Below are 26,285 nucleotides of genomic sequence, written 5' to 3' on the forward strand. Positions count from 1 at the left end.
ATCCGGAGTCATTAAATGAATTTTCCACTTTTATCAGCCATAATGTTCTTGCCTCTCATCGGCGCTGTTATTATTGCCGTATTGCCAAGAGGCAACAAAATGGGTGTTCGCTGGACAGCTGTTATATCGACAGGTCTTTCGCTGGTGCTCTCACTTTATATGACATGGGCTTATGACACGACTGCCGGTGGTTATCAATTTGTCGAGAAGATTACATGGGTGGAAACACTGGGAGTACAATACTTTCTCGGTGTTGACGGTATTAGTGTTTCTATGGTTTTGCTCACGGCCTTTGTTATTTTCACGGGCTGTCTTGTTTCCTGGGTTAGTATTCAGGAAAGAGAAAAGGAATTCTTCTTTTTTCTCTTAACACTCGTTTTTGGAGTTCATGGTGTTTTCATGTCTCTTGACCTCCTTTTCTTTTATCTCTTTTATGAATTAGCGGTTATCCCCATGTATCCTCTCATTGGGATCTGGGGAAGTTCCAATAAAGAATATGCGACTATGAAGCTAACCATATATCTGACCTTAGGTTCGCTTATTGCCCTTGTTGCCCTTCTTGCTATGTATTTCCTTGCTGGAGAAGTTAACGGCTACCTGACATTTGATATGACAGTATTGGCTTCGACGCCTTATGGGGTTGATTTTCAATGGTATTTCTTCCCGGCCTTGCTTTTTGGATTCAGTGCGCTTATTCCAATGATGCCTTTTCACTCCTGGTCGCCTGCCGGACACGCTGCTGCACCAACGGCTGTTAGTATGCTTCATGCCGGTGTTCTCATGAAACTGGGCGCCTATGCCGTTATCAGGATATGTCTCGATATGTTCCCTGCTGGAGCTCAGGCCTGGATGCCGCTAGTCGCTGCGCTTTGCGTATTGAACATGATATTTGGTGGACTCGTAGCAATGAGTAAGAGAGATTTTAAATTTATGATTGGATATTCAAGTTCCAGTCATATGGGTTATGTTCTGCTTGGACTGGCTTGTGTAAACATAGCAGGGATTAATGGTGCTGTTATGGTTATGTTTGCGCACGGTATTATGACGGCTCTCGCATTCGCCCTTATCGGTTTTATTTATGACAGGGCACATACCAGGATGATCTACGATTTTTCGGGATTGGCTAAGCACATTCCATTTCTAGGCGTTTGTTTTGCTATCATGGCTTTTGCTTCAGCGGGATTACCCGGCTTTGCCAATTTTGTTGGAGAATTGTTGGTCATCATTGCAGCCTTTAAGGTTTATCCACTGGCGGCTGTAGCTGCGGTTTTCGGTATTATTATATCAGCTACTTATATGTTGAGAGCCATCAGAGATGCTTTCTTTTCAGAGCCAGACCCTAAATGGGCGGATCTAGAGGATGCCCATACCTTTTTGCACAGGGCACCTTATGTCATATTAATATCTATTCTTCTCATTGTCGGTTTTTACCCTTTTCCTCTTCTGGAGATTATAAATTCAGGGGTAGAGCCGCTTGTAGATAAACTTAATCACGCAGCCGAGGCCGTAAAGACGGCACAGCTTATAAAATAGAGAGGTAGTAATGGATTTTTCTGCAACCAATTATATGCTTATGTCACCGGAGTTGCTTCTTTGTGGAGCGGCTCTGGTCATTTTGACTCTCGATTTCATGATAGAGAAGGGTGACCGTAAATGGATTGGCTATCTCTGCGCTATCACTATGGTTGCTGTTATTATTGAAGTTGCATTGAGAGGAGCTGCTGCCGATACTGCATTTTTTGAGCTTTATGTTCAGGATGGGGTTACCATGGCTTTTAAAATCATTCTTGGTATAACAGCGCTGCTCGTCATTCTAATGTCTATTGCCTATGCTGACAAAATAAAGTCCTTTCAGGGTGAATTTTATGTCCTATCCCTCTTTGCGGCTTTGGGAATGTTTATTATGGCTTCAGCGGCTGACTTTATGAGCATGTATGTTGCCCTTGAACTGACAACCATTACATTCTATATACTGGCAGCCTATTTGAGGGACAATCCGGTATCGTTGGAATCGGGTATGAAATATTTGATACTCGGGGCTATGGCATCGGGCGTACTTCTCTACGGTGTCAGTTTTATCTATGGCGTAACAGGCAGTACTAACTATGTAGAGATTAATAAGGCCGTTTCCGGAATGAGCGACTTTCCAAATACTCTAAAATTTGGTGTTGTGCTGGTAATTGCAGGTCTCAGTTTTAAAATCGCAGCGGTACCATTTCATATATGGGCGCCTGATGTTTACGAGGGGGCTCCAACACCGGTAACGGCATTTCTTGCCGTTGGTTCCAAAGTGGCGGGCGTAGCAGTTCTCATGAGAGTGCTCTTTGGTGCGCTCTTACCCATGTCTTCTGCATGGATCGGAGTCCTTTCGGGTATTGCAGCCATATCGATGATTTTTGGAAATCTTGCTGCCATTCCGCAGAAAAGTTTGAAGAGACTTATAGCATATGCCGGAATTGGTTCTGCAGGTTATATTTTTATGGCCCTTGCAGCAGCCAGTAAAATTGGAGCGGGAGGTACAATCTATTATCTCGCAGCTTATCTTTTCTCTACGCTCGGTGCTTTTCTTGTGCTTATCCTTGTATCTAACCTTACTGATTCAGACCTTATTGAGGATTTTAATGGTCTGGCCAGGAAAGCGCCCTACCTGGCGGCAACCGTTTTTATTGGTCTCATGTCACTAGCCGGAGTTCCTCCCCTGGGTGGATTTATAGGCAAACTATACTTACTTATGGCTATTGTTGAACAAAAGAATTATCTCCTGGCATTTGTCGGAGCAATTATGGCCGTCGTCACACTTTACTACTTCATTCTTGTTATCAAGGCTATGTATATGAGAGAGCCTAAAGATGATAGAAAGATTCCTGTAAGTGTAACTATGAAAGTTGCGCTAACAGCTTGTAACGTTGGCGTATTATATCTTGGTGTATATCCGGGACCTGTAACCGATTTTGCTATTAGAATGTCAGAGAAGGTTTTTTTCTAGAGATTGGAGGATAGAAGTGGCTGCTGGTCATGATGAACCGCAAGGTAAAATAAAAAAAGAGATGTTTGTTAGGGATGTTGTTAAAGAGTACCCTGAAACATTAGAGGTATTTAGAAAGCATTTTGGAGTAATGGCTCTCCGCATGCCCGGCTCCAGAGTTGAGTCAATTGAATTTGCTTGTGCTATGCATGATATGAGTCATGTTCCTGTATTGAAGGAATTAAATGAGCTCGTAGGTGATTAAGAAGTAAAACATAATTAGAGATTATAAAAAGCCCCACATTCTTGTGATAGTGGGGCTTTTTTTTCGCTAAAAATTGCAGTACTTAATTATTATTTCTAAATCAATGCGCCCGAACAAGAACTTCCTTCTCCTGCAACGCAGCCCAGACAATGATCAGCACATCTTATCGTCCCGCCCAGAAGTTGTTCAAGGTCTATGTTCTCAATTGATATGGAGTTACCTTTTCTGTCGGCTGTTTCTATTCCTAAAGCCTGGTTAAAATCGCAGTCATAGATTTTTCCATCCCAGGCAACGCTTAACAAGTATTTACACATGACACTTTCAAGGGCCGAAGGATTAAAATTATTTGCAAGCAAACGTAAGTAGTTTTCTTCTGTTGTGTTCTTCTTAATTTCCTTTGAAAATCGGCTGATGGGCATGTTAGTTATTGTAATTAGCTTATTAAAACTGATGTTATGGTTGTCCTTTAAGGCTTTCTTGTAATCAGCCTCAAGCTTTGCTTGATTTGCAGGTAAAAAAGCGCCTCCAGGATTGTAAACAAGATCAAGTTTCAAGTCGCTATTTTGACCGTATCCTACACTATTAAGAATTTTGAGAGCTTCTATACTGCTATCGAATGTTCCCGTCCCTCTTTGCTTGTCCACATTCTCTTTCGTATAGCATGGCAGGGAACAGACAAGATGAATATTATTACCTACATAAAAATCCGGTAAGTCATCCATTCCCGGTTCAAATAGTACAGTCAGGTTACAACGGACCATTATTTCCTTTACCAGTTGATTAGCCCTGGTTACCAGATTTTTAAATGGAGGTGCCATTTCAGGTGCCCCTCCTGTTATATCCAGGGTCTGTATACGATGTTTAAATAGAAATCTAATGATGGAATCAGCTGTTTCTTGAGACATGATTTCCAAAGATGCAGGGCCAGCATTTACATGACAATGTTCGCAGGTCATATTACATAGGCTGCCCAGATTAACCTGAAGAGTTTGGATATCGACTCTAACAGGTGGTGGCAGTTTATGCTTGTCTAAAACAGATATGAAAGAATTCATTTAGCCGGCAGAAAGATCCTTTTTAAGTTTGATAAGCTTTGCATAATGTATCTTTTCTTCTTTTATTACTTTTTCGATCTCGTTTTTATCTTCTGAAAAGGCTTGTTCAAGTAGTTCATAATAAAAAAGAATAGAGTCTTTTTCAGCTTCAATCGCTATTTCAACTGCATCAAGATCAGTTAAATCCTTTACAAATTCAGCAGTGTTGGCATCTCTGTTAAATACTCTGGAACTTGTCAATGCTCCAAGATAGTTATTGTACTCTTCCTGATCGTATGCTGAAATTTCAAGCTTCTTTAATCCATTTAATAACTTTTGAAAAGTACTGTAATGTTTTACTTCCTCATCTGCCAGAAATTTAAACAGCTCTTTTGCCTCCTTGTTTTCACTTTTAGCTGCCATAGCATTATAAAAATTTAAACCATTTTTTTCTATCTGAATTGCTATGGTCATAACCTCTGATGCTGAAAATAAAATACTCATGAATCCACTCCTCTCAACTAAATTAATTATTTTGTTAGTTCTTCTTTTAGTTCTCTCGTCATCAAGGTCGATACGGCCTCTCTGGCATTCATATCATTATATATAATGTTGTATATACATTCCGTAATAGGCATTTCCACAGATATTTTTCTGGACAAATCATAAGCAGCCTTGGCTGTTTTTACGCCTTCAGCAACCATTTTCATATCTGAAAGGATATCCCCTATCTTTTCACCCTTCCCCAATCTTAAACCTACATTTCTATTTCTGCTTAAATCACCTGTACATGTGAGTACGAGATCTCCAAGACCGGAAAGACCGGAGAAAGTCATAGCATTGGCCCCCATTTTAACACCAAGTCTCAGCATTTCGGCCAAACCGCGGGTTATAAGCGCAGCTCTGGCATTACTTCCAAAACCTAAACCATCAGATATTCCTGCACCTAAGGCAATAACATTTTTTATAGAACCGCCTACCTCTAGACCTATAATGTCGCTAGACCTGTAAACTCTGAAATAGTCAGTCGAAAAAATTTCCTGAACGGACTGTGCCCTCTTTTCATTTTGGGAAGCTACCGTTACGGCAGTAGGCTGCCTTATGGCTACTTCCCTGGCAAAGCTGGGGCCTGAAAGATATACGGTATTCTTAGAGATAGAGGGAGATAATATTTCTTCAATGACCTGTGAATTTGTCTTAAGTGTAGATTCCTCAATCCCTTTAGTTGCACTTACCAAAATCTGATCTTCATTAATATGATCACTGGCCTCAGTAAGAATGGCACGGGCTACATGAGAAGGCGTGACAAACAATAGCAAATCCTTTTCTTCGATAACCTGAGAGATTGAATTAGATGCTCTTAACTCATTAGACAGCGTGATATCTTTAAGATATAAGGTATTTTCATGTGATTCATTTATTGTTCGACAAAGATCTTCCTCATAAACCCAGAAGGTAACATCATATCCTTTATTCGATAGTAAATTCGCCAGGGTAGTTCCCCAGCTGCCACCGCCAACAACTCCAATTCTCACTTAACAAATCCTGTCGTTTTTTTATATATTTTTAACATAAGTTGCCTATCTAGTCTATCAAAATCCAATGTTTAAGCCTGATTAGAATGAAATTTCGCATTGATAAAACTTAATCATACTTGAAAGGTAATATGATGATATGTTACATTATCTCACCTTAAATGACGATTAGGGATTAAATTCGATGACACTTAAAAAAGATGATATAAACAAAGTAGCTCACCTTGCAAGGCTCGAACTTTCCCAGGGTCAAGTTGATTCCCTGACGAAAGATATGAACAACATTATTGGTTATATCGACAAACTTGCCGAGCTTGAAACAGAAAATATAGAACCAACCAGTCATGCCGTTCCCGTTACTAATGCTTTTCGTGAAGATGCTCTTAAAGAATATTTTACTGTGGAAAAGGGCCTGGCTAACGCTCCTGACGGTGAAGATGGCTCTTTTAAAGTACCGAAAGTTATAGATTAGGAGAAAGCAGTGTCCCTGGAAAAACTTACTATTCATGAACTTAGAGACAAACTTGATTCGCGTCAGGTTTCGTCTGTTGAAGTAACCAAAGCTGTACTTGAATCCATAAAGAGGTCTGATGGCGAGATTAATTCTTATGTTACGGTCATGGAAGAAGAGGCTCTAAATGCGGCCAGGGAGGCGGATGCCTGTATTGGACGAGGTGAAGCTTCAGCGCTTACGGGTATTCCTGTTGCCGTCAAGGACATATTTTGCACTGATGGCATTTTGACGACCTGTTCTTCTAAAATGTTATCCAATTTCGTTCCACCCTATGATGCATCGGCTGTGGCAAATTTAAAGTCCCAGGGCGCGGTTATTGTAGGCAAGACAAATATGGATGAGTTTGCCATGGGTTCTTCTACTGAGACTTCCTATTATGGCCCCACTAAAAATCCCTGGGACCTTGAAAGAATCCCTGGCGGCTCCAGTGGCGGTTCTGCCGCTTCCGTCGCTGCTGACCAGTGCATCGCTTCCCTTGGGACCGATACGGGGGGGTCGATCAGACAGCCCGCCTCACTCTGTGGCATTGTCGGTTTAAAACCTACTTATGGAAGAGTAAGCCGCTATGGCGTCGTTGCTTTTGCTTCCTCTCTCGACCAGGTTGGTCCCATGACTAAAGATGTTGAAGATGCTGCTATACTGCTTGGCGCTGTTGCCGGATATGATGAAAAAGATTCTACATCCATAAACCGTGAAGTGCCTGATTACCGAGAGGTGCTTACAGGAGATTTAAAGGGTGTCAAGGTCGGTATCCCAACGGAGTACTTCATTGAAGGTATGGATGAAGATGTTGAAAATGCCACCCGACAGGCAATCAGTCAAATCAAAAACCTTGGTGCAGAGATTGTTGAAATTTCCCTTCCTCATACGGAATACGCCGTAGCCGTCTACTATATAGTCGCTCCTGCTGAGGCAAGCTCTAACCTGGCTCGCTATGACGGAGTTAAATTCGGCTTTCGGGCTTCACAAGTTGATGACCTTCTTCATATGTATAAAAAAACGAGGGATGAGGGTTTTGGAAGAGAAGTTAAAAGAAGAATTATGCTCGGTACTTATGCGCTTTCCTCCGGATATTATGATGCCTATTATCTTAAGGCGCAGAAAGTAAGGACACTGATTTCCAGGGATTTTGCGGGCGCCTATGAAAAATGTGATGTCATTCTAACGCCTACAACTCCCACACCGGCCTTTAAGCTTGGCGAGCGATCAGGTGATCCACTTCAGATGTATCTCTCTGATATTCTGACTATTTCCTGCAATCTGGCCGGACTTCCGGGCATTTCTCTTCCCTGCGGTTTGTCTAAAGACGGATTGCCTATTGGTCTTCAACTGATGGGAAATTACTTTGATGAGGAAAGTATTCTTAAAGTGGCTTATGCCTATGAGCAGGCGACGGACTGGCATAAGAAAAAACCGGCACTTTAGTTTCGTCTTTTATCGGCCCATACAGACTAATTTTAAGATTAACCTCCTTTACAGTTTTGGCGAAAATAAATACTTTTATAATATAGCCTGACATTATTCCTTTTTTGTTAACTTTTTGTTTTGTTTTTGGCCCACGCTATTAAAAATGATAAAATGAAACAAGAGTCATTTGCCCTGTTATTTCGCTTAAATTCAATTTGTCAGTTTATTAAATGAAAAGCATAGCCGGCCTTTTATCCATACTATTAGTCCTTGTCCTCTTAATTACCGTTTTTGCCTGTACTGCAAAACCTGAAAAACACTATCATATTGCTATTGTGATACCTAAATCAGGTACGAGCCATGGAACAGACGGCTTTATTGCGTCTCTTGACAGTCGTGGCTATGTTAGCGGGGAAAATACAACATTCTATTTCCGTGAAAATAATGAAGGTCTCGAAGATTTTATTAATCGAATGGTGGAGAGAAAAGTTGATCTCATTTTTACCATAACCACACCGGTGACAAGAACCGTTAAAAAACTGACTGAAAAAAAAGAAATTCCTGTCATATTTGTTGTTAACAATCCTGTTAATTCCAATATTGTTGAATCCATAAAGCATCCCGGGGGAAACCTGACCGGTATTCAGTTAAGCGGCAGTACGCCAAAGACCCTTGAATGGCTCAAATCCATATTTCATGATATGGCCACTATTTGGGTTCCCGTGTCATTTGATACAAAAGCTGCTTTGCAATGTTTTAATGAACTGGAAAAGGCGGCAAAAAAGCTTGATGTTAAAATCCTTCTCTCTGAGGTAACAAATAAAGAAGAATTAATAGAATCTCTGCAATCTATCCCGGCTGAAGCAGAGGCAGTGTTCACATTTCACTCTATTTTGATCAATTCCAATCTGGAAATCATTTCGAAAAAGGCGATAGAAAAGAAATTGCCTGTTGCTTCATCAGGGCATGTTCAATATAAAAAGGGTGCGCTCCTTTCTTATGGGGTAAGTCACTATGAGGCTGCCTTTCATGCAGGCAGATTGGCGGAATCCGTATTACAGGGAGCAAGGCCTTCCCATCTCCCTGTTGAAATGGCCGACTTTTTTCTGGGTCTTAACCTGCAGACGGCATCCAGGATTAATGTCCATATAGCCGATCACGTTATAGATCAGGCCAACTTCGTCATACAATAGGCATAATCACATCTAGAGTTATGAAAAAATCTGAAAAAAGCATACGTAAATTTCTTATCCTTTCCCTTGGCCTGCTTTCCATTTCTCCCCTTATTTTGCTTAGTACTCTCCTGTCGTGGGATCATTATCTTTCCCACAAAATTCATATCGCAAAAATTCAGAGATTAATGTCAAATGTGGCTTTACAAAAAATTAATAATTACCTCGATCAACAAAGGGTATTGCTTTTGTCCACTATTAAAGCGACGAATATTATTAAACTTAATCAATATGAAAAAGAAAATATTCTTTCCATGCTTCTTTCTTCTACAATAAACAAGGAATATGGGAAAGTATTTCAGGACCTTATCCTGCTCGATGAAAAGGGTTTCGAGGAAGTTCACGTTTCCAGAACTGAAATCTTTATTCAAAGTGACCTTATTGACCTCTCAGGAAACCCTGGATATCAAGCAATTATGGCGGGGGCAGAAATTCATTATGAACCCGTTTATTTTGAAAAAGGAACGGGCGAACCCTTGTTAATTGTAAGTTTGCCTCTGAAAGATGTCAGGCTGCGTCAAATCAAAGGTGTCCTGATCGCACATATCAGGATGCGGTACATGTGGGACGTGATAGCAAAAATTGAAATTGGCGACACAGGGATTACCTACATACTCAATAGCGAAAATAGAGTTATTGCCCACCCTGATCCTTCCATTGTATTGAAAGAAACCTACTTTAATATTGATAATAAGAAAACTATTTCGAGTGGACTTGATGGCAGCCGCGTTGCTATTGCACAGGTAAAGATGATGCTGGGAGATGAAAAGTATTTCATTGTCACAGAAGTTCCTGTTAAAGAAGCCTTAAGTTATATGAGGCAGTCCTTACTGATAACTGTCATCTTTTCCGTAATAACCCTTTTTGCCGCCATAATGCTTATTGTTTTGCTTTTAAAAAAAATGGTAAAGCCCATAGAGACACTGGCACATACTGCCCAGGCAATTTCAAAGGGTGACTTTGATCAAAAGGCCAACGTTTCCGGCAACGATGAACTTGCTTATCTGGCAGGATCTTTTAACTTTATGACCTCTACATTGCTCGAGAATATTGAATCTCTGGAGGCAAATATAGAAGAACGAAAAGAGGTTGAAAAGAAGCTTGTATTATCCCTGAAAGAAAAAGAAGTTTTATTGAGAGAAGTTCACCATCGAGTAAAAAATAACATGCAGATCATCAACAGTCTCCTTAACATGCAAATTAAAAAAATGGATAATAAAGGCGATATTGAGATGGTAAAGGCAAGTCAGATGAGAATCAGATCTATGAGCCTCATTCATGAAAAGCTCTACAAGTCCGAAAGGCTGGCACTTATTGATATCAATAATTATATCTCGGATCTCATTGCTCTGCTTATAAATACTTATAAGGGCCTTTCCTATAATGTCAATTTCAATGTAGATATTAAGGAAACCTTTCTTGACCTCGACCTCGCCATATCTTGCGGATTTATAATTAATGAACTTATTACCAATTCGCTTAAATATGGCTTTCCAGATGAAATGAAAGGCAATATTTATATTAAAATATCAAAAAAAGAAGGTGACCTGATTGAAATGCTTGTAAAAGATGACGGTATTGGAATGAGTCCCGATTATGATATAAGAAATTCGGATTCAATCGGTCTGTGCCTTGTAACAATGCTTTCGGAACTCCAGCTTGGTGGGAAAATAGAACTTTGCAGTGAAGAGGGTACGGAATTTAGAATTACGTTTAAAGACAAGCGAAAGTCGCAAGGTGATATCTGATTTTCGAATTAGTGACCGGACATTAATATATATGACATCTCTTAATTTATTGTTTATAATGAGTGTTCATTAAAAAGGAGATTATTTTTTATGCTTTGGAATTTATTTATGCACATACTCTTAGGGCTTCTGGGTACGCAATGGTTTGACTGGACAGCCGGAGGTTTTTTGTTCTGTATAGGGATTGTTTCTGTCACCCAGGCTTCTGACTTACTTCGCGTTTATATGGATAAAAAGAGAAATATAGAGAACGGACCGGCAAAGAGTCGTGAAGCGGAGCTGGAGAAATTTAAAAAAGAGTTTCAAAAAACTCTCCCCTCTTCATTTTTCCAAAACCTTATCATGTATACGGCAATCGTTCTCTTTTCTGCTGAGATCGGCCGTACTTCCGGCTACGGAGTTTAATGAGTTAACTCAGATATCCCCGTATGATATCCACCTCTCGAAATTATCAGACGCAATGCCATCTATCTCCAGATAAGGATCGGGACCAAAATAATTTAGCCTCTCCCCTTTCTGGTTAGGTTCGAGAAGTATATCCCTCCCCCTGCTGAACCTTACCCTATGCTCATCGATAGAACCGAAGTAGTAGTCTTTTTTCTCAGGCGCCTTGTCAGCTTCTGAAATGTCGACAGGCACCCACCCCTTGCCGGGAAGATAGAACTTTGCCCAACAGTGATAGCCGCCCCTTATTCCTTCGGGCAAATCTTTCGATGGATTAAGGGGAAAACCCATTTCAAAAACCACAGGTATTCCCGACGCCCGCATGATAGAGCCGAAAAAAGAATGGAAGTCCGTGCAATTACCCGTTCCTTCTTTTCCATCGGAAATATTGATACATACGCGGTTCACATCGCCCTTCCCCCAGCCGGGAATGACCTTATCGTAAGACATATTTTCAAGTATAAAATCATAAGCGCCTTTGGCCTTTTCCGAGATTCCCTTTTTATCCTTTGTCGCTTTTTGGGCAAAAAATCTTACCTTGTCGTTAATGACGGCATATTTAGATGCAGTGAGGTAGCGATAAAATTGATCTTTGTTGCCAAGCTGCTTAGTGGATACTTCTTTTGGAAGATTTTTCTGCCTAAGCTCTCTTCTCTTGACCAGGAAAGTCATTTTTACCTCAAAAGACTTTGTCCCCGGTTTGGTATTTATGTAGAGAATACCGTTTCCAAATTCCTTGTCATAATTTACATGAGCAGGGAAGGGAGATTCAATTTTCATATCCAGTATTTGCTGGGCTTCGTCGCTGACAGGGTAGGGTAGCCAGAGATCGATTTTTTTTGCATTTGCAGGGATTTCAGCAATCTTTGCCTTGTAGGTCATTTCAAAGGTGCGGCTTTTTGCCTGGACCGGCGCAAAATCAAGGACCAGCAGTAAAGCAGAAAGTATAAAGATAGCGCATGTTTTTTTAATAATCATTTTTTAACTCCAGATTGAATTACAGTTATTATCTATTAAAAATAACTATAATTCAAATTGATTTTATCTATAGATTAAGGGTAAGGCATAGACCGGCTGAATGCTGAGGAAGCCACGCCTCAAAGATTTAGAAACTATGCGTCAAGGGACAGAAAATCAAGAAAGGCCTTACATATGGGGCTTTTTGCACGTTTCTTGTGGGTAATGACATAGAGAGAACGTTTGAGTGGAAATCCCTCAACCTTAAGCGCCTTCAATGATCCGCTGCACAAGTCATCCTTTACGGCAATAGTGGAAAGGACAGAAAGTCCCATTCCTGACTTGATTCCTCTTTTAAGGGCTTCAGTAGAACCCATTTCTGCAACGATATTGAGGTTTTCAGGATTAACACCGAATGCCGCCAGCGCTTTTTCAACAGAAGCCCAGGAACCGGACCCTCTCTCTCTGGCAATGACAGGTACAGTTCCCAGTTTATCGATGGAAAGAGATTCATGAGGGTAAGAACGGTGAGCCACAAAAATCAGTTCATCATCGATAAATCGCCTGCTTTCGAGTCTCTTATCATCACCCTTTGCCCCTACAAGGCCGACCTCAACTTCACCTTCGAGCACCCTGTCGGCTATTCTTCCAGTATCGGCAATTTGCAGAATCGTCATTACCTGGGGACATTTTTTTTTGAAGTTTGACATTATTTCAGGCAGCAGGTACTCACCGGGAATGGTGCTTCCCCCGATATGAAGACTTCCCCTCAATTTTCCTGAAAAACTCTCCATTGCCTCTTTTGCTTCTTTTTTCAGGTTCTCTATGTTTCGGGCATAACCATAAAGAAGTTCACCTGCTTTTGTGGGTGTTACCTGGCGTGCCAGCCTGTCGAAGAGCTTAATAGACAGTTCCTCTTCAAGGGCCTTTATGTGAGTGCTTACCGTGGGTTGGGTGAGATATAGTGAAGCTGCCGCCTTTGAGAAGCTTTGAAGTTCATAGACCTTGCAGAAAATATCGAGATAAGGCAGTAACATGAATTTGCGGGCTCCAGACTAAAAAAAAGAGGCCCTGAGCTAAAGAGAACACTGAAACCCTCAGCCTCGATAAAAGACCCATTGTAGCAAAAAAAAAAATAAAAAAAAGCTTTTGAAGCAGTAGTGTTTATATTTGAGGTAATAAAGAAGATAAACCTGTCGGACTTATGTTTTGATGGCACAAATACCTGTGAAACATATCATCATCATATTTAACGACTCCACTACTCGTTCCCAGGCCGGAGCTTGGGAACGAGTAGTGGGGTTGAGAGTTGTGCTTGTTGAAGTACAGCCTCCCTGTCAAGGGCTTATGCCCGGAGCGGTAAGGTCTGGTGGGTTGCCTTTAGAAGCTTTCCCCTCCCTCTTATACTCGTCCTTTATGCGGAGATGAAACTTTTCATCAAGAACCTCACATTTTTCTTGCAGCTCTTCGACTAAATTATTAATCCCCTGTCCCAGTCCCCATAAAGTATCTATGGCGATATCAATACGTTGATGTTCTTTAGGGTTGGGGTGATAAGTCAGGATGTGTGTATAGAGGGTAAACTGATCACAGATGGCGGAAATGATAGCCAGATCTTCTCCCAGCACATCGTAATCAGAGAGCGCTATAAAGTTCTGTTCCCCCTTCTCATGAGCCTCTACCCTTTTCTTAAAATATTTCATCATTTTGCCACCTCCATTAAACTTTTATAATACTTGTGATTTTTAGATACTTTTATCCGTTGACCTCGTAAGGCCTGTAAGATAGAATCGAAAGTTGATTTGACTGCACTTCTGCCATGAGAATTGACAGGAGCATCAGCCTTTTGCTTTTTGTGCTTGATTGCTCGCCTGGTAATTACAGACTGTTATTACTCAGTCATCGATAGTATCGATTTAGATGTTTATTGTCAAGGCTAAAAACAACGTTAAGGATGTTTTTTTATGGAAAAGACATTTAAAGATAGAATACTGGAGAAACTTGGCAGCCGGAAGCCTACACCCTGGGGCTTGTCAATAGGTTTAAACCGAGGTGCACTTAATAGAATTTTCAACCTAAATGTTATCCCCAAATCTGAGCACCTGATTAAGATATCGAATGCGTTGGGTGTTTCAATTAACTGGCTTCTTACCGGGGAGGAAGCTTATCAAAACAAGGATGCCAATTACGTTGGCCGTGGTGAAACTCCCATAGTCGATGAAAAACTTGTCGACCTCTTTCATGCCCTGCCGGAAGACAGTAAGCTCGGTCTTGTCGGTATGCTCAGCACTTATGTAAGCGCTTTAAAAGATGATGACGTTCAAAAAGCCTATGAGAGTTTTAAAAAGAGCTTTATGAAAGAAACCCGGAAAGGGAAGTAAGGCTGGTTTTTCGCTCCTCCCCTTGGCAAGGGGAGGCTGGGAAGGGTTAAAACTATTTACATGGAGAGATGATTAGAGTATATAAATAAGAAAAATGCGTTGAGGGAAAGGCAAATGGGGAAAAAGGAAATATTGAAGGAAAAAGTAGAAAGCTCGGGCCGGTGACGGTTTCGGGTTTTTTTATATTCATTGTTGAATATTATCAATAAAGCTTTATCACTGTAGATTTCTGTAGTTATGTGCTTTGATGAATTCAAATTAAAAAAATATTTAAACCTTATAAGCTAATAGAGGTTATTTACAGATGTATATAGATTTTGGCAAGAAAATTTTTGTATTGCTGCTAGTTGTTCCCATATTGTTTGGTTGCGGTTCGGATGAAAGCGATGAAGATACATCTAACATCAATTTTGATGGTCCCAATTCCTTAAGGGCATGCATACTCGACACTCCAATAGAAGAAGAAATGACTCTTCTTGTGAATCAGGCAAGAGCAGTGGCAAGAACGTGCGGGGGATTTGGCGCATTTTCCGCGACCACAACTGTTACCTGGAACGAGCAATTGCGCGAGGCCGCAGATAGACACTCCAGAGATATGGCCTATTATAATTTCTTTAGTCACACTGGATCTGATGGTTCAGATCCGGGAATTCGCATCAATGCTACAGGCTATAGTTTCCAGAATGCACGAGAAAATATTTCTGCAGGCCGTCCCGATGCGGCTGGGACAGTTCAAGATGGTTGGCTAAATAGCCCTGTTCATTGCGAAGCTATCATGAATGCAAATCTTTTCGAGATTGGGGCTGCCTGCGTCGTAAATGAGGCGGCTGACTATAAAACATACTGGACGCTGGTTTTAGCTGCACCAAACTGAGGTAGCGTAGGGTGGGTTACGTTCAATTTTACCGATAGCTAATTATTAGAATTAATTTTTATATATGAATATGCCAACGCTACATCAAACCCACCCACCCTCGTTACCGACAGCCTCAAAAGTGGTGGGTTAACGTCATAGTGTGAGAATTTCTAAAAAATAACTTTATTTCAGCATTAAACTGATAGCTAAAAGGAGCTTAACCCACCCTACAAAACTAATATTTGATAGTATGTTCATTGTTTAATATTATCAATAAAACTTTATAACTACAGATTTCCGTAGTTATCCAGAGGAGGAAGTGTTGATAATATTAAAAAAATAAATTTAGAAACCGATACTATTTACAAAATAAAAACTTCTCTGTTAAACTCCAGAAAAACTTTAGACTAACCTATTAGGCATTGAATAAATGTACACATTTGAGGGTGTAGCCAGGCCTGTATTATTTGAGCAAGAGAATCCTGATTTTCCGTATTGGGGAAAGGGATCTTCTTTTCTACTAGCAAACTCTAATCATTATTATTGGATTACAGCAAAGCACGTAATCACCAACATGGGCGGGGCAGCAGACATGCTTAGAATATTCCCCGCTGATGACTCTAGGATATCATTACCATTTAATGAGAATTACCTGATTAAGGCTGAAGGTTTGGACGATGAGGATTATAAAGATATCTATGCCCTACGTGTTGATTTATCGGAATTTGAGGGAAATGGCGACGCACCATTGACGGCGCAAGATATAGAAGCTGGGATAATGACTGCCGAAGAGCTCTCAGGAAATGATGAACTTTGGATAATTGGTTATCCCTCAGAAAGTAATTTTGTTGACTTTGATTCATGTACAATTAAAAACACGAGAAGTGTGATTCGGGCTACTTATCAGGGTAATAGCCTATCTCAGCACTGCCATACAGCCAAAATAGACACTACGATCAGGCTATCGGACTATGATGGATTAAGCGGAAGCCCAGTTTTCTTCCTGAAAACAGTCATGAATGGCGAGCAACAAATTCAATTTCCTTTGATTGTGGGTATGTTATTGCGAGGAACAGCAACAAGTTCACTAGTCCATTTTGTAAGTTCTTCGGTGATAAAAAGGCTTTTACAGCTTGCAGAAACTGATGCCTAACAATGTGCTTCACTAGATTCGCTCACTTCGTTCGCTCTCCAGTGAGCACGGGCGTTATGCAAAAAAACTTTAGATACCTTTTTTAGAAATATTTGAATGGTTAATATAAGTGAAACTGCAAATGCCTATTTTTTAGCTGCAGAAAGATGCGAAGAACAAAAGCGAATAAGTCAGAATCAAGTAGAGTGGTTACTTGTGCCTGCGGTTACTAATAGAGCGTTTTCGATAGAGCTTTTTTTGAAGGCAATTTTACAGAACGATGGTACTTCAAAATACGGTCACAAACTACACGAGCTCTTTAATGATTTAAAACATGAGCGTAAAACGCAAATTATTGAAGAGACCGGCTTAGATAGCGAATTGTTCCATAAAGACTTAACCAAGATTTCTAATGCTTTCGTTGAATGGCGGTATCTATATGAAAAAGAAGATATACAAATAGCGTGGAGCTTTCTTCAAAAACTCTCAAATGCCGTTAAAAAGATATTTGAGAATTATATTAAAATTTCATGACAATGCAAATGCAGCCCTGTAGGGCGTATAAGCCTGCGTCATACGCCGTATGATTGAAGTATTACACCATGTTGAATTATAGACGGCAGACAAAGAAGCAATGGAGCTAGCTATTATTTACCGTTAATTTACTTCAAAGAAGAAAGCGACTTCTCATTGATCAGATGTATGGTATTTATCCCAAAAAATGGGTGTGTTGCATTGTTGAGGGTTTATAAACCGGAGTTTTTCATGCGGTGTATGGCGCAGGCTTATACGCCCTACGAGCTAAAAAAGCTTATGATTTTAAGGACTTTGAATGTTTAAATGGCCGTTTAAGCCCTTAACCCTTCATCAATCAGATTGCTAACGCACCTGTTTAATTTTTTCGTTATATTTATGAGAAATAAAGCACTAAAAAATATTGGAAATGAACTAAAAAAGGGAAATATTATATTTTCATATGTCAATGATGATATCCATGTCCTACTGCCAAATAACTTCGGAATATTAGAAATTTCAATTTGGAAAGATGATGAAGATTCAATTCAATTATTAGAAGGTGATTACCATACGCATGGAGACATAGAAGCTAGGGAGTATGGTTTAACTCGTGAAAAAGCTATTCGACGACTGATAGAAGATATATATAATGGAAAATTATTCCTGGTAGAGATCTTTGAAGAAGGTTATGAACCAGAAAAAACCATTATAAAATCTCTTGATTACGTGCAGAAGAATGTTGAATACAAATTATATAATAAAATATAACCCATACTTGCTAAGTATGTAAACCAAGGAGAGGGAATGAAAGTATTCATAATAATGTTTGGCTGTCTTTTAACATTCGGCTGTGCTTCAGCCAAGAAAGTACCTTACAATGTGACAAGTTACCCGCCAAAATCACAAATTGACGTCAATGGTGTGAGCATGGGAGAGACTCCCACAACAATTATTTTGGAATGCAACAAAAAGTGGGTTGGCGTAATGAATGCACCGGGCGGTTGGATGAATGCATCTGGGAAGTATGAGGTAAAAGCATATCCTCCTAAAAATTTCCAAGGCCAGACTCAATCAAAACAAATTGACCCTTGCCAATGGAAAGGCACAGGCAATGCAGCCCTGAAATTTGATCTTGGATTAGAGTCTGTCACTCCAAAACAGCAGATTGAAATAACCACAAAGTCACTCGACAATGATGGGAAAACAGAAGAAGCGATCAAAGCATTAAAGACACTAAGAGATCAAGGCATTATTTCAGACGAGGAATATCGAGTAAAAGTACGTAAAATAGTTGAATAATACTATCCGCAGCCAGTTAATTCAATCGATAAGCCAAGTAGGGCGGATAAGCTTGCGCCATCCGCCGAATGATTGAAGCTTTATACTATGCCAAATTACAGGTGACAAATAATTAATGGTACCAGCTACTTTTTTGCCGTTAATTTGCTTGAAAGAAGAAAAACACTACTTACTTATGCATTGAATATGGTTACTGCCCCCAACAGCAAATGTAGGATGGGTGCAACGAAGTGAAACCCATCATTTTATGTTAAGTGGAAGTTTCTGTTTCACTGTATCGTTGATTGACATTACCAGTTGATTCTTGAATGAAAATATTTAAGAATGATTTCAAATGGTCAGCCTTAGAAGTAAAAGTTAAGAACGATGGGTTTCACTTCGTTGCACCCATCCTACGATACTAACTATAGAATGTAATCTTTAACAAAACTATGAAAAATCTGTTCCTCCCTCGATAAACCTCCCTTGGCAAAACAGTTTTTCTACAGACTCGTTAGCCCGGAAGATTACGTGACAGTTATGAACTCAAAGAAGAAGGCCATTCTTGATCGCATCAAACATCTTGAAGACGCTATTGCCAAAGGTAAAGAGTATCTGGAAAGCGGAAAGCACGCAGACTGGCATGGGTTTCGTCCATTGTTTGTTGACAAGGTTAGGAACGGAAAGATATTACCACCTCACAAAGATTGGATAAAAAATGTATTTCTTCCGAGCAATGAAAGAGCGCTAAATAAGGCTCAGGAAAAATTAGACAAACTAATTTTGAAGGTAAGAGATAAAAAATCGGGCTAACAAAACGCTTCCAGATGGGCAAACGACTGTCTGATTTGAATTGACACCTTAATAAATCACTCGCTAGTGTGCTAGGTCGTCGGATGAAAAAAGAAAAAGAAAAGGGGAGGTTTCTCTTTTTCTATTATTGCGGTCTAAACTAATCAACAAAACAGGTTTGGTATATTCAAGCGCTTGCTTGTTTTCGGATGGGGTGTAAAGCAGAGCTTTTACTGCAATTGCGTTCCCAAGCTGGAGCTTGGGAACGAGAAAACTCCAGAAAACTTTAGACTGATCTGTTATAAATAAAATGAATGAGCAAGTGTCAATTGTATACCTATCACGCAATCCCCAATATATTCCGGTACTGGCGTCATGGGTATATGATTACTGGGGAGAGATGTATCGAATACAATCTGTTGAGGAACAGATTGCAAAAATGTCTGACAGATTAAACACAAATAATTTCCCTCTGGCTCTTGTAGCGCTGATGGGATCTGTGCCAGTGGGTACTGTAAGTCTTAAAATACAAGAAATGACAACCCATAAGCATTTATATCATTGGCTTGGAACACTATACGTTTTACCAAATTACCGAAAAAAGGGTATTGGTCGTACTCTAGTAAAACATGCAGAAACTAAAGCAAGAGAGTTAGGTGTAAAAACGCTTTACCTTCATACTCCTGATAAAGAGCAATTCTATATGCATCAAGGGTGGGAAACAATTGAAAGGCCTGTTTATTTTGGAATGCAGGTGGCAGTAATGAGTAAGGAAATATAGGTATAACAGGGCAAATCCAGCCGACACCTTCAGTCGCTGTCGCTCCTTACTGCTCGGCTGATTTGCGGCGGTAGGAAGATTATAATGGGAAACATCAAAGATATGGTTGACCTTACTACTCAACTCCGGAATAGCGTCAAGGACAGGAAGTTGTCCGCCGGAGAAAAAAAGAAAGTTGCCCCCTTTTTTCTATCTTAAATAGAATTATAAATGAAAGGATAAATCGTATGTGTCAAAAAAATATTGATGGCCATTTAGTTAAATGGAAGTGGAAGCATAAGCTAGGTCAAGATGAAAAATACACAAGCGGAAAACCAAAAAAGACTCTCAACTTAATTCAAGTAAAGTATTATAACTCTCAAACTAACTGTGTACAAGTTGGCAGCCAAAAATTAATTTTCGGGGTTGAAGTGAATATTCCAAAAGGTCTTCGTTCTAAGATTATAAATATCGGATTTACTAATACAATCTATTCTTCGGAAAGATTTTATTATCATTTAAATAAAGAAAAAATTGTACAGAAAATCACAGATGTACCGGCTTATGACGATATAGATGATGATTTTTGGTATGCAAAAACGGAAGCATCTGATTTGGATTTTGATGAAATGGGATGGACGTCGGATATTTACGATTTTAATGATGCCCCGTGGACTGGTCCCTATGAGAATACTCCAAAGTCTAAGTTGTGTAACATATATGGAAGTCAGACAAAACTATCCCCAAAACCTACTTTATTTTTTATTGATGGAATAGATAGTTATGAATGTTTTTTAATATTAGAATTAAAGGGAAAAAAATATGCTTTGGATAGCATCCCATGGTGGGTTAACTTTGCATCAAAAATAGATCCTGTTGAAATGAAAGCTGAACCTATAACAACAAAGGCAGGTACTTATTTTAATGATGATCAACGACCCAAGGTGGCAAAACCAAAGTATGATGGCAAGGGCGGATCTAAGACTCAGATCTTCAATATTGAAAAATGGCAGGAGAATAAGCTACCTGATTATATCAAAAAATACCTTAAGGAACTTTAAAAGTTTTTTGGCATAATCAATAAATCAATTAAAAAACAACACCATAGTCCAGGAAGTGCATGCAGACCGACTTGGCATCCCGCGTCGCTTCACTCTGCAGTCTGCCAAGGGGCTGATGCTGTCGTTATGTGAAGGAGATCAAATGGAAAAAGTAAAATTCAAGAAACCTCCATCCCATGTTGCAGGTATCGTTCTGTACGGTTTGTTTATCATGGTTGGGATAATGTCTGCTCAGAACTCAGTATCAAAATTCAATACTCCCATCCATATTACACTCATATTCCCCGGCTTATTTTCTGTCGGACTGTACGGATTAATTAGAGTTCGCAGATGGAGTAGAGCATTTTGTTCCTTACCGATTGGATTATTCATTATCGCATTTATTTCTATTCCATTTATTAATAAATCAAATCCTGATGCATTTTACCCAAACTTATTTTTGGGGGTCGTGATAGCTGGTCTACTCAGTTGGTGGCTGTTTTCATTTGCTTTTGGTAAAAGCTCGAAAGATTACTTTAAGAATAAAAACACATGACCCTGCACTGCAATAGGACTTGCTGACACTGCGTTTGATTTGAATGTGTCGGTTTTAAAAATTGTTAAATAAGTTCAGAGGCTTTGCCCTTAACTCGCAAGCCCCTAAGTTGAATCATTTTGTGTCTTGAATTGTCTTGAATAAAATTTCGGAGAAATTTTAAATGAAAATATTTGCTACCATAATCGCTGCACTATTTTTTACCTCTCTAGCAACGTCATCCAGTGCTGCGGTGTCAGATAAAATATACCTTTGTAATTCAAATAAAACTTCCTTTGAGGAAACTGCTCATGATGCATTTAATAAAAGGCTGGATGTTTGCGATTTAATAACTTTTTCTGAAACAAATCTGCGCATAATACGGAATTCTATTTTTGCCAGATATGGACGGAAATTTAAAAGCAAAGATCTTTCCAGTTATTTCCATGGCAAAGATTGGTACAAAGTTAATCCCAGGTATCATGATAACCTATTGACAGAAATTCAGTTATCAAATGTTAAAATTATCAAAAAAACAGAAGAAATAAAGAAAATAAAAAAAATTAAACCGACTAACTCTCGTGAAGTAAATGGAGAGCTTTTCCACCCAAACTTTCCTCCTTTTGAAGATTTTTTAATACAGCTGAACAGACAAACAGTCGAATCTTATGTGGAGGAATTTGGCTCTCAAAAAATCAGAAAGATTGCGGAAAAACATAATAAGTCTAGTTTGGCAAGAAAGTTCAGACGCTTAACAAACGGTAGAGATGGCGACATAGTAAATACTGATCAAGAAGGTCATAGTGCTATTTACTTCTCTCAAAATGGTAAAGAGTTTTCTATTGGTGTGCGTGAAACTTTCGTAAATTTGCCAGATAGTAAAGCTATCCTTTATTCTGAACAAATCCAAGACAGTGACATAACTGAGGTGTACAGTTATGAAGGTCAAAGCATTGATCGAATAGTTTATATGCCGAGATATGCTCTTAAAGCTAATCCAGACCTGCTTGTTACGCCAGAATTTACAGGTTGCTGCGGTACGTGGAATTATACTTTCCACTTCTTCAATTTGAAAAATAAAAAAAATTTTTCAACTGGCTGTCCAGGAGATGAATGCATTGATACTCTGATATCGTGGCATCCTGAAGACAAGAGAATTCTAACAATCTACTCAAGTCAAGAATATAAGGTCGAGTCTGTATTATCAATTATAGATATCCATGGTGAAATAGTCGCTTCAGCCATATTGAATGGTGATAAAGATGAGCACAAGTTATTTAAAAAAGATTTCTATCCTTATGTAGAGAACTTAGTTGCCATCAGGGAACTTATACCTAAAAAACAATGGCTGATAAAATTTGTTGATTCAGAAGAACATTATGCTGTTCTGTCAAAATAGGTGCTGCACATAACCGTAAAATAGGAAAATAGGTAGAGTAGAGAGTAATGCCCCTGACCTATCCGGTAGCAACTCAATGAATAAAGAGAAAATAAATCTCATAGACAAAATATATGCGGCTTTCATTTTCTCGGTTTCGATTTCATTAACATATCTAATTGTTCCTCTTTTATTTTTTGATTTCTGGTCATACAGGATTTTTACAATTTGGCCATTTGTTATAGTATCAATGATAGGTATAGTATTAAGTTTTGCATATACACCAGAACTTTGCTTTACTATTTTGGGTCACTTATTTTGCACAGAAAAGCCACATAACAAAAAGTACACGACATATCTCTGGCTTTCATTGATTTTACTTATGATAGTGACATACTTATTCAGTCAAATGTTGCAGCTCTAATAAAGCACTGCAAGGGACTTGCTAACAGAGGTCTTGAATCGAAATTGGTTGATTTTAAAAACAAATAATTTAAGTCAGCGGTTTTGCCGTTAATCCGCAAGCCCCTGATTGAAATCATTGAAGCTGCAGGATTACTCAATCGGTAGATTCTACGAAAAAGATGAGGTCCATATATGGTCTGTGCTGAACTATCCCGGTACGAGGAATCATTTTGGCACCCCGATATTTTAAGGTTTATAAATTAAATTGAGTTTTTCTACAGACTTGTAATGTATACTAAGTATCAATATAAGGAGGAAGAAAGATGACTAATAGAGATCAAATCGGGCTACTTTTGCTAGGGATGTTTTTGGCTGTTGGGATTTCAGTGGGAGGCTATTTTATTGGGCAAACGATGTACAATGCTAAAGTTGCTTTAAATACTGCGGAGGTTAAAGGTTTGGCGGAAAGAAGGGTTAACTCCGACAGGGCAAACTGGAAGATAAATTTTACCATTACAGGTAAAACACGTAATGAAATTCCCAAATTATATAAACTGGCTGAAACAAATCAGGCCACAATTGTTGACCTTTTAAAACAAAATGGATTTGACAGCGATGAAATAACTGTTGGCATATTAGACTATGAGTACAAAGAATTTCGTGATGAAAATCAGCGGCTGGTAGACCAGAAACATGAATTAATTGGTTCGATTCGTGTAGAAACCGGTAATGTTGAAATTATTTCAAAAGCACGTGCAAGCGTGAATAAACTTATGGCTCAAGGCATTGATATAGAAAACAATTCTCCAGCCTATCGTTTTACTAAACTTAATGAAATTAAACCTGATATGCTAAAAGAGGCAACACATAATGCCCGGATCGCGGCTAAAGAATTCGCTGAAAATGCTGGAGTAAATGTTGGAAGCATTCGTAGTGCAAGACAGGGGATTTTTCGAATCCGTGATGCTGGAGAAGAATATGGTGATACAAATAAGATAGAAAAAGATGTTCGAGTAATAACTAACATTACCTTTTATTTAACAGACTAGACTTCGATAATATCACATAACAATTCAGTCAAGTGGACGGCTAACGCCGCTGTTTACTTCCGCCGTTGAACCTGTAGGATTACTCCATTGGCAGGTTCTACGAAAAAAATGAGTCCCATATTTAGCCTGTATTGGATGATCCCGGTACGAGGAATCATTTTGGCGCCCCGATATTTTAAGGTTTTCAAATTAAATTGAGTTTTCCTACGGACTCGTTATGTGTAAAAAATTAAGCGAAATTGATGCCATAAATTTAATCAAAGATAGCTGCGATGAAATTGAACCGTACTGGAAAGAACATATTGAGTTCTGGGATGAGGATGATGAACGCGGCTATTATAATGATATGTCAGTATTTGCGCATTATGTAGTAGATCAGCTATCCAAAGGAAAGACTGATGATTTTAAAAAAATATTTAACGCATGTGAATATATTCATAAAAACGGAAGCGAAGAAGTAATTGAGGTTTTAGATCTTGGCTTTATAGAGAGTATTTTATTTATTTCTTCTCATAAGTCATTTGGCACACACGCAATTGAGCCCTATATGGGTCCAATTGCATTATCTGAGTATATTGGCTTGAGAGATGCTTTTGACAAGCTGGCTCAAGAAAGGTGGGAGTCATATAGTCCCACAAAAAAGCTGTTTCTAACTGTAAGAAGTAAATTAGTGAATATATTAAAGTATGGAAAAAACACCTAACAGGCGGATCAAGCTCGACGCGCAAACAGCGCACGCGTCTTACCCAAGTCGTTGAACCTAAAATATGAGAATTCTCTTTGTTTTCATAACACTAATACTCATTCATGATATTTCGTTTGCTTGCAGCGGTCCCGGGGCTGCTAATGCTTTACAATATGCTATTACTTTCTCTTGGGTATTGTTTGCAGTACATTTCGCTACGATAGGCATATATTTTATACTGATTAAATATAGCCGTAGAATCAAAAGCGCTACTACTCGAATATTTATATTAATGGCTGTGTTATTAGTCATACACCCAGCATGGTCGGTTGGTACTGCATCAGGAGATTGTGGTACTGCAAAGATGGTGTTATCTATATTTATCGCTACTTTAGCAGCAACTTTTCTTATATATGAACTATTAAAGCTTATAAGGTTAAAATATTTTTTATGAAGCCAGGTAGGGTGCGCGCGGTCTTTGTTCCCAGGCTGGAGCTTGGGAACGAGTTGATAGGTCAAAACAATAAAATGTATAAAATAGTGGGCGCTATTACAATCCTTCCGGGCCTTTACATTATTCTGCATAACAGTGTTGATGTATTTGATGGGCAGGTATTCTTCAAGCCCCCTCTCTTTTATATTTTACTGCGCAGTAACCTTAATGCATTTGATGGGCAAGGGCTTTGGTCTATTTTTCAACTCTTTTTCTTCGATTTTCTAATCCCTGGTTTATTCATAATTGGTGGGGCTTTTATTTTCAAAAATAAGATACGTGCAATAAGATTTATTGCGCCAATCATTGCTATCGATATTTTAAAGAGAATATACGATGCAATTAGCTATTTTTCTGCTCCTGATGTTCCTATTCCGAAAGCAGTTGAAGGGACTGTCAGAATAATTGTTAACCCTTGGCCTTCTATTATTATTTGTTCAATAGACATTATTGTACTTATATTGGTTTTTCGAATTATTTTTGGTGTCAAAGCCTGTAACAATTCAGTACCTTTAGGCGCAAGCAGTCAAGGAAAAAGTTAAAGTTCTCCTTTAAAGTCTAAAAAAACTCCCTTTTCTCCCACAGAGATCTGCTTTTTATCCCTGCTATTTTAATAATCACCCATTATTACCCCCTGGAAGGTTCCGGGAATATATGATGCTGCGAAAAAATACTGTTTGATTTGTTGAATCATAAGCGATCCCTCAAGTTGGCGTACAGACTGACATGCCATATAAAGAGAAATTTATTGCATTTTTGAATGTCAAGAAAGTAAAGAAAAAGCGTGAAGAGGCAATATTTTTTTGACATTTGAAACGGTTATGCTATTCATTAATTATAGTGCAGACAATAGGTATAAAAGTAACTGTTAGCCCACTAAAATA

General features: G+C 39.0%; 29 protein-coding genes. 22 read left to right on the forward strand and 7 right to left on the reverse strand.

What is annotated here, in order from left to right:
* Positions 1–15 precede the first annotated feature (15 nt).
* From OEV42_03220 to OEV42_03230, 3 genes are read left to right on the forward strand one after another with little or no spacing between them, the layout of a single operon-like run.
* Positions 16–1,533 carry an NADH-quinone oxidoreductase subunit M gene (locus OEV42_03220; protein MDH3973269.1) on the forward strand — a complete coding sequence of 506 codons (1,518 nt, stop codon included), beginning with the start codon at positions 16–18 and terminating at the stop codon, positions 1,531–1,533.
* Positions 1,534–1,543: 10 nt separating this feature from the next.
* A complete protein-coding gene (locus tag OEV42_03225; GenBank protein ID MDH3973270.1) occupies positions 1,544–2,986 on the forward strand; it encodes an NADH-quinone oxidoreductase subunit N in 1,443 nt (480 codons plus the stop codon).
* A 16-nt stretch (positions 2,987–3,002) separates the two neighbouring features.
* Complete coding sequence (locus OEV42_03230; GenBank protein ID MDH3973271.1) at positions 3,003–3,230, forward strand: DUF1858 domain-containing protein; 228 nt, start codon at positions 3,003–3,005, stop codon at positions 3,228–3,230.
* 95 nt (positions 3,231–3,325) lie between these two features.
* On the opposite strand, the gene arsS is transcribed toward OEV42_03230, so the two are convergent.
* The 3 genes from arsS to OEV42_03245 are packed head-to-tail and all read right to left on the reverse strand — an operon-like array spanning position 3,326 to position 5,799.
* Complete coding sequence (gene arsS, locus OEV42_03235; GenBank protein ID MDH3973272.1) at positions 3,326–4,285, reverse strand: arsenosugar biosynthesis radical SAM protein ArsS; 960 nt, start codon at positions 4,283–4,285, stop codon at positions 3,326–3,328.
* Positions 4,286–4,768 carry a ferritin family protein gene (locus OEV42_03240; protein MDH3973273.1) on the reverse strand — a complete coding sequence of 161 codons (483 nt, stop codon included), beginning with the start codon at positions 4,766–4,768 and terminating at the stop codon, positions 4,286–4,288.
* 26 nt (positions 4,769–4,794) lie between these two features.
* Positions 4,795–5,799, reverse strand: a complete 1,005-nt coding sequence (locus OEV42_03245) for an NAD(P)H-dependent glycerol-3-phosphate dehydrogenase (GenBank protein ID MDH3973274.1) — start codon at positions 5,797–5,799, stop codon at positions 4,795–4,797.
* A 184-nt stretch (positions 5,800–5,983) separates the two neighbouring features.
* Between OEV42_03245 and gatC the strand changes: the two genes are divergently transcribed.
* The 5 genes from gatC to OEV42_03270 all read left to right on the forward strand — a co-directional run bounded on the left by gatC (position 5,984) and on the right by OEV42_03270 (position 11,105).
* On the forward strand, positions 5,984–6,271 hold the full coding sequence (gene gatC, locus OEV42_03250; protein ID MDH3973275.1) for an Asp-tRNA(Asn)/Glu-tRNA(Gln) amidotransferase subunit GatC: 288 nt from the start codon (positions 5,984–5,986) through the stop codon (positions 6,269–6,271).
* Between the two features lie 9 nt (positions 6,272–6,280).
* Positions 6,281–7,738 (forward strand): Asp-tRNA(Asn)/Glu-tRNA(Gln) amidotransferase subunit GatA, encoded by a 1,458-nt coding sequence (gene gatA / locus OEV42_03255; GenBank protein MDH3973276.1) that lies wholly within the window; start codon positions 6,281–6,283, stop codon positions 7,736–7,738.
* Between the two features lie 212 nt (positions 7,739–7,950).
* Complete coding sequence (locus OEV42_03260) at positions 7,951–8,913, forward strand: ABC transporter substrate-binding protein (protein ID MDH3973277.1); 963 nt, start codon at positions 7,951–7,953, stop codon at positions 8,911–8,913.
* A gap of 20 nt (positions 8,914–8,933) precedes the next feature.
* Positions 8,934–10,700 (forward strand): cache domain-containing protein, encoded by a 1,767-nt coding sequence (locus tag OEV42_03265; GenBank protein MDH3973278.1) that lies wholly within the window; start codon positions 8,934–8,936, stop codon positions 10,698–10,700.
* Between the two features lie 108 nt (positions 10,701–10,808).
* The gene (locus tag OEV42_03270; GenBank protein ID MDH3973279.1) at positions 10,809–11,105 is read left to right on the forward strand and encodes a hypothetical protein; all 297 of its coding nucleotides are present in this window, start codon (positions 10,809–10,811) and stop codon (positions 11,103–11,105) included.
* Positions 11,106–11,114: 9 nt separating this feature from the next.
* On the opposite strand, the gene OEV42_03275 is transcribed toward OEV42_03270, so the two are convergent.
* From OEV42_03275 to OEV42_03285, 3 genes are all read right to left on the reverse strand, one after another.
* Positions 11,115–12,122 (reverse strand): transglutaminase domain-containing protein, encoded by a 1,008-nt coding sequence (locus tag OEV42_03275; GenBank protein MDH3973280.1) that lies wholly within the window; start codon positions 12,120–12,122, stop codon positions 11,115–11,117.
* 134 nt (positions 12,123–12,256) lie between these two features.
* Positions 12,257–13,138, reverse strand: coding sequence for a selenium metabolism-associated LysR family transcriptional regulator (locus OEV42_03280; GenBank protein MDH3973281.1), 882 nt, complete (start codon positions 13,136–13,138; stop codon positions 12,257–12,259).
* A gap of 300 nt (positions 13,139–13,438) precedes the next feature.
* Positions 13,439–13,807, reverse strand: coding sequence for a hypothetical protein (locus OEV42_03285; GenBank protein MDH3973282.1), 369 nt, complete (start codon positions 13,805–13,807; stop codon positions 13,439–13,441).
* Between the two features lie 258 nt (positions 13,808–14,065).
* On the opposite strand from OEV42_03285, the gene OEV42_03290 reads away from it, so the two are divergent.
* The 13 genes from OEV42_03290 (at position 14,066) to OEV42_03350 (ending at position 24,926) form a co-directional block, all read left to right on the forward strand.
* Positions 14,066–14,482 carry a helix-turn-helix domain-containing protein gene (locus tag OEV42_03290; protein MDH3973283.1) on the forward strand — a complete coding sequence of 139 codons (417 nt, stop codon included), beginning with the start codon at positions 14,066–14,068 and terminating at the stop codon, positions 14,480–14,482.
* A gap of 304 nt (positions 14,483–14,786) precedes the next feature.
* Positions 14,787–15,356 (forward strand): CAP domain-containing protein, encoded by a 570-nt coding sequence (locus OEV42_03295; protein ID MDH3973284.1) that lies wholly within the window; start codon positions 14,787–14,789, stop codon positions 15,354–15,356.
* A 412-nt stretch (positions 15,357–15,768) separates the two neighbouring features.
* Complete coding sequence (locus tag OEV42_03300; protein ID MDH3973285.1) at positions 15,769–16,491, forward strand: serine protease; 723 nt, start codon at positions 15,769–15,771, stop codon at positions 16,489–16,491.
* 96 nt (positions 16,492–16,587) lie between these two features.
* Positions 16,588–17,004, forward strand: a complete 417-nt coding sequence (locus OEV42_03305) for a HEPN domain-containing protein (GenBank protein MDH3973286.1) — start codon at positions 16,588–16,590, stop codon at positions 17,002–17,004.
* Positions 17,005–17,382: 378 nt separating this feature from the next.
* Entirely contained in the window at positions 17,383–17,754 is a 372-nt protein-coding gene (locus OEV42_03310) for a hypothetical protein (protein MDH3973287.1), read from the forward strand.
* Between the two features lie 36 nt (positions 17,755–17,790).
* Entirely contained in the window at positions 17,791–18,285 is a 495-nt protein-coding gene (locus OEV42_03315) for an SHOCT domain-containing protein (GenBank protein ID MDH3973288.1), read from the forward strand.
* A gap of 465 nt (positions 18,286–18,750) precedes the next feature.
* Entirely contained in the window at positions 18,751–19,077 is a 327-nt protein-coding gene (locus OEV42_03320; GenBank protein MDH3973289.1) for a hypothetical protein, read from the forward strand.
* A gap of 289 nt (positions 19,078–19,366) precedes the next feature.
* Positions 19,367–19,837: a GNAT family N-acetyltransferase gene (locus OEV42_03325; GenBank protein ID MDH3973290.1), complete on the forward strand. Its 471-nt coding sequence runs from the start codon at positions 19,367–19,369 to the stop codon at positions 19,835–19,837.
* Positions 19,838–20,064: 227 nt separating this feature from the next.
* Positions 20,065–20,877: a hypothetical protein gene (locus OEV42_03330; GenBank protein ID MDH3973291.1), complete on the forward strand. Its 813-nt coding sequence runs from the start codon at positions 20,065–20,067 to the stop codon at positions 20,875–20,877.
* A 142-nt stretch (positions 20,878–21,019) separates the two neighbouring features.
* Entirely contained in the window at positions 21,020–21,412 is a 393-nt protein-coding gene (locus OEV42_03335; GenBank protein ID MDH3973292.1) for a hypothetical protein, read from the forward strand.
* Positions 21,413–21,575: 163 nt separating this feature from the next.
* On the forward strand, positions 21,576–22,790 hold the full coding sequence (locus OEV42_03340; protein MDH3973293.1) for a YARHG domain-containing protein: 1,215 nt from the start codon (positions 21,576–21,578) through the stop codon (positions 22,788–22,790).
* A gap of 707 nt (positions 22,791–23,497) precedes the next feature.
* Positions 23,498–24,223 carry an SIMPL domain-containing protein gene (locus OEV42_03345; GenBank protein ID MDH3973294.1) on the forward strand — a complete coding sequence of 242 codons (726 nt, stop codon included), beginning with the start codon at positions 23,498–23,500 and terminating at the stop codon, positions 24,221–24,223.
* Between the two features lie 217 nt (positions 24,224–24,440).
* Complete coding sequence (locus tag OEV42_03350) at positions 24,441–24,926, forward strand: hypothetical protein (GenBank protein MDH3973295.1); 486 nt, start codon at positions 24,441–24,443, stop codon at positions 24,924–24,926.
* Positions 24,927–25,028: 102 nt separating this feature from the next.
* On the opposite strand, the gene OEV42_03355 is transcribed toward OEV42_03350, so the two are convergent.
* A complete protein-coding gene (locus OEV42_03355) occupies positions 25,029–25,427 on the reverse strand; it encodes a hypothetical protein (GenBank protein MDH3973296.1) in 399 nt (132 codons plus the stop codon).
* A 9-nt stretch (positions 25,428–25,436) separates the two neighbouring features.
* Between OEV42_03355 and OEV42_03360 the strand changes: the two genes are divergently transcribed.
* The gene (locus OEV42_03360; GenBank protein MDH3973297.1) at positions 25,437–25,943 is read left to right on the forward strand and encodes a hypothetical protein; all 507 of its coding nucleotides are present in this window, start codon (positions 25,437–25,439) and stop codon (positions 25,941–25,943) included.
* The last annotated feature ends 342 nt before the right edge of the window (positions 25,944–26,285 follow it).

The sequence above is a fragment of the Deltaproteobacteria bacterium genome (assembly GCA_029860075.1).
In the GTDB taxonomy this organism is placed as follows: Bacteria; Desulfobacterota; JADFVX01; order JADFVX01; family JADFVX01; genus JAOUBX01.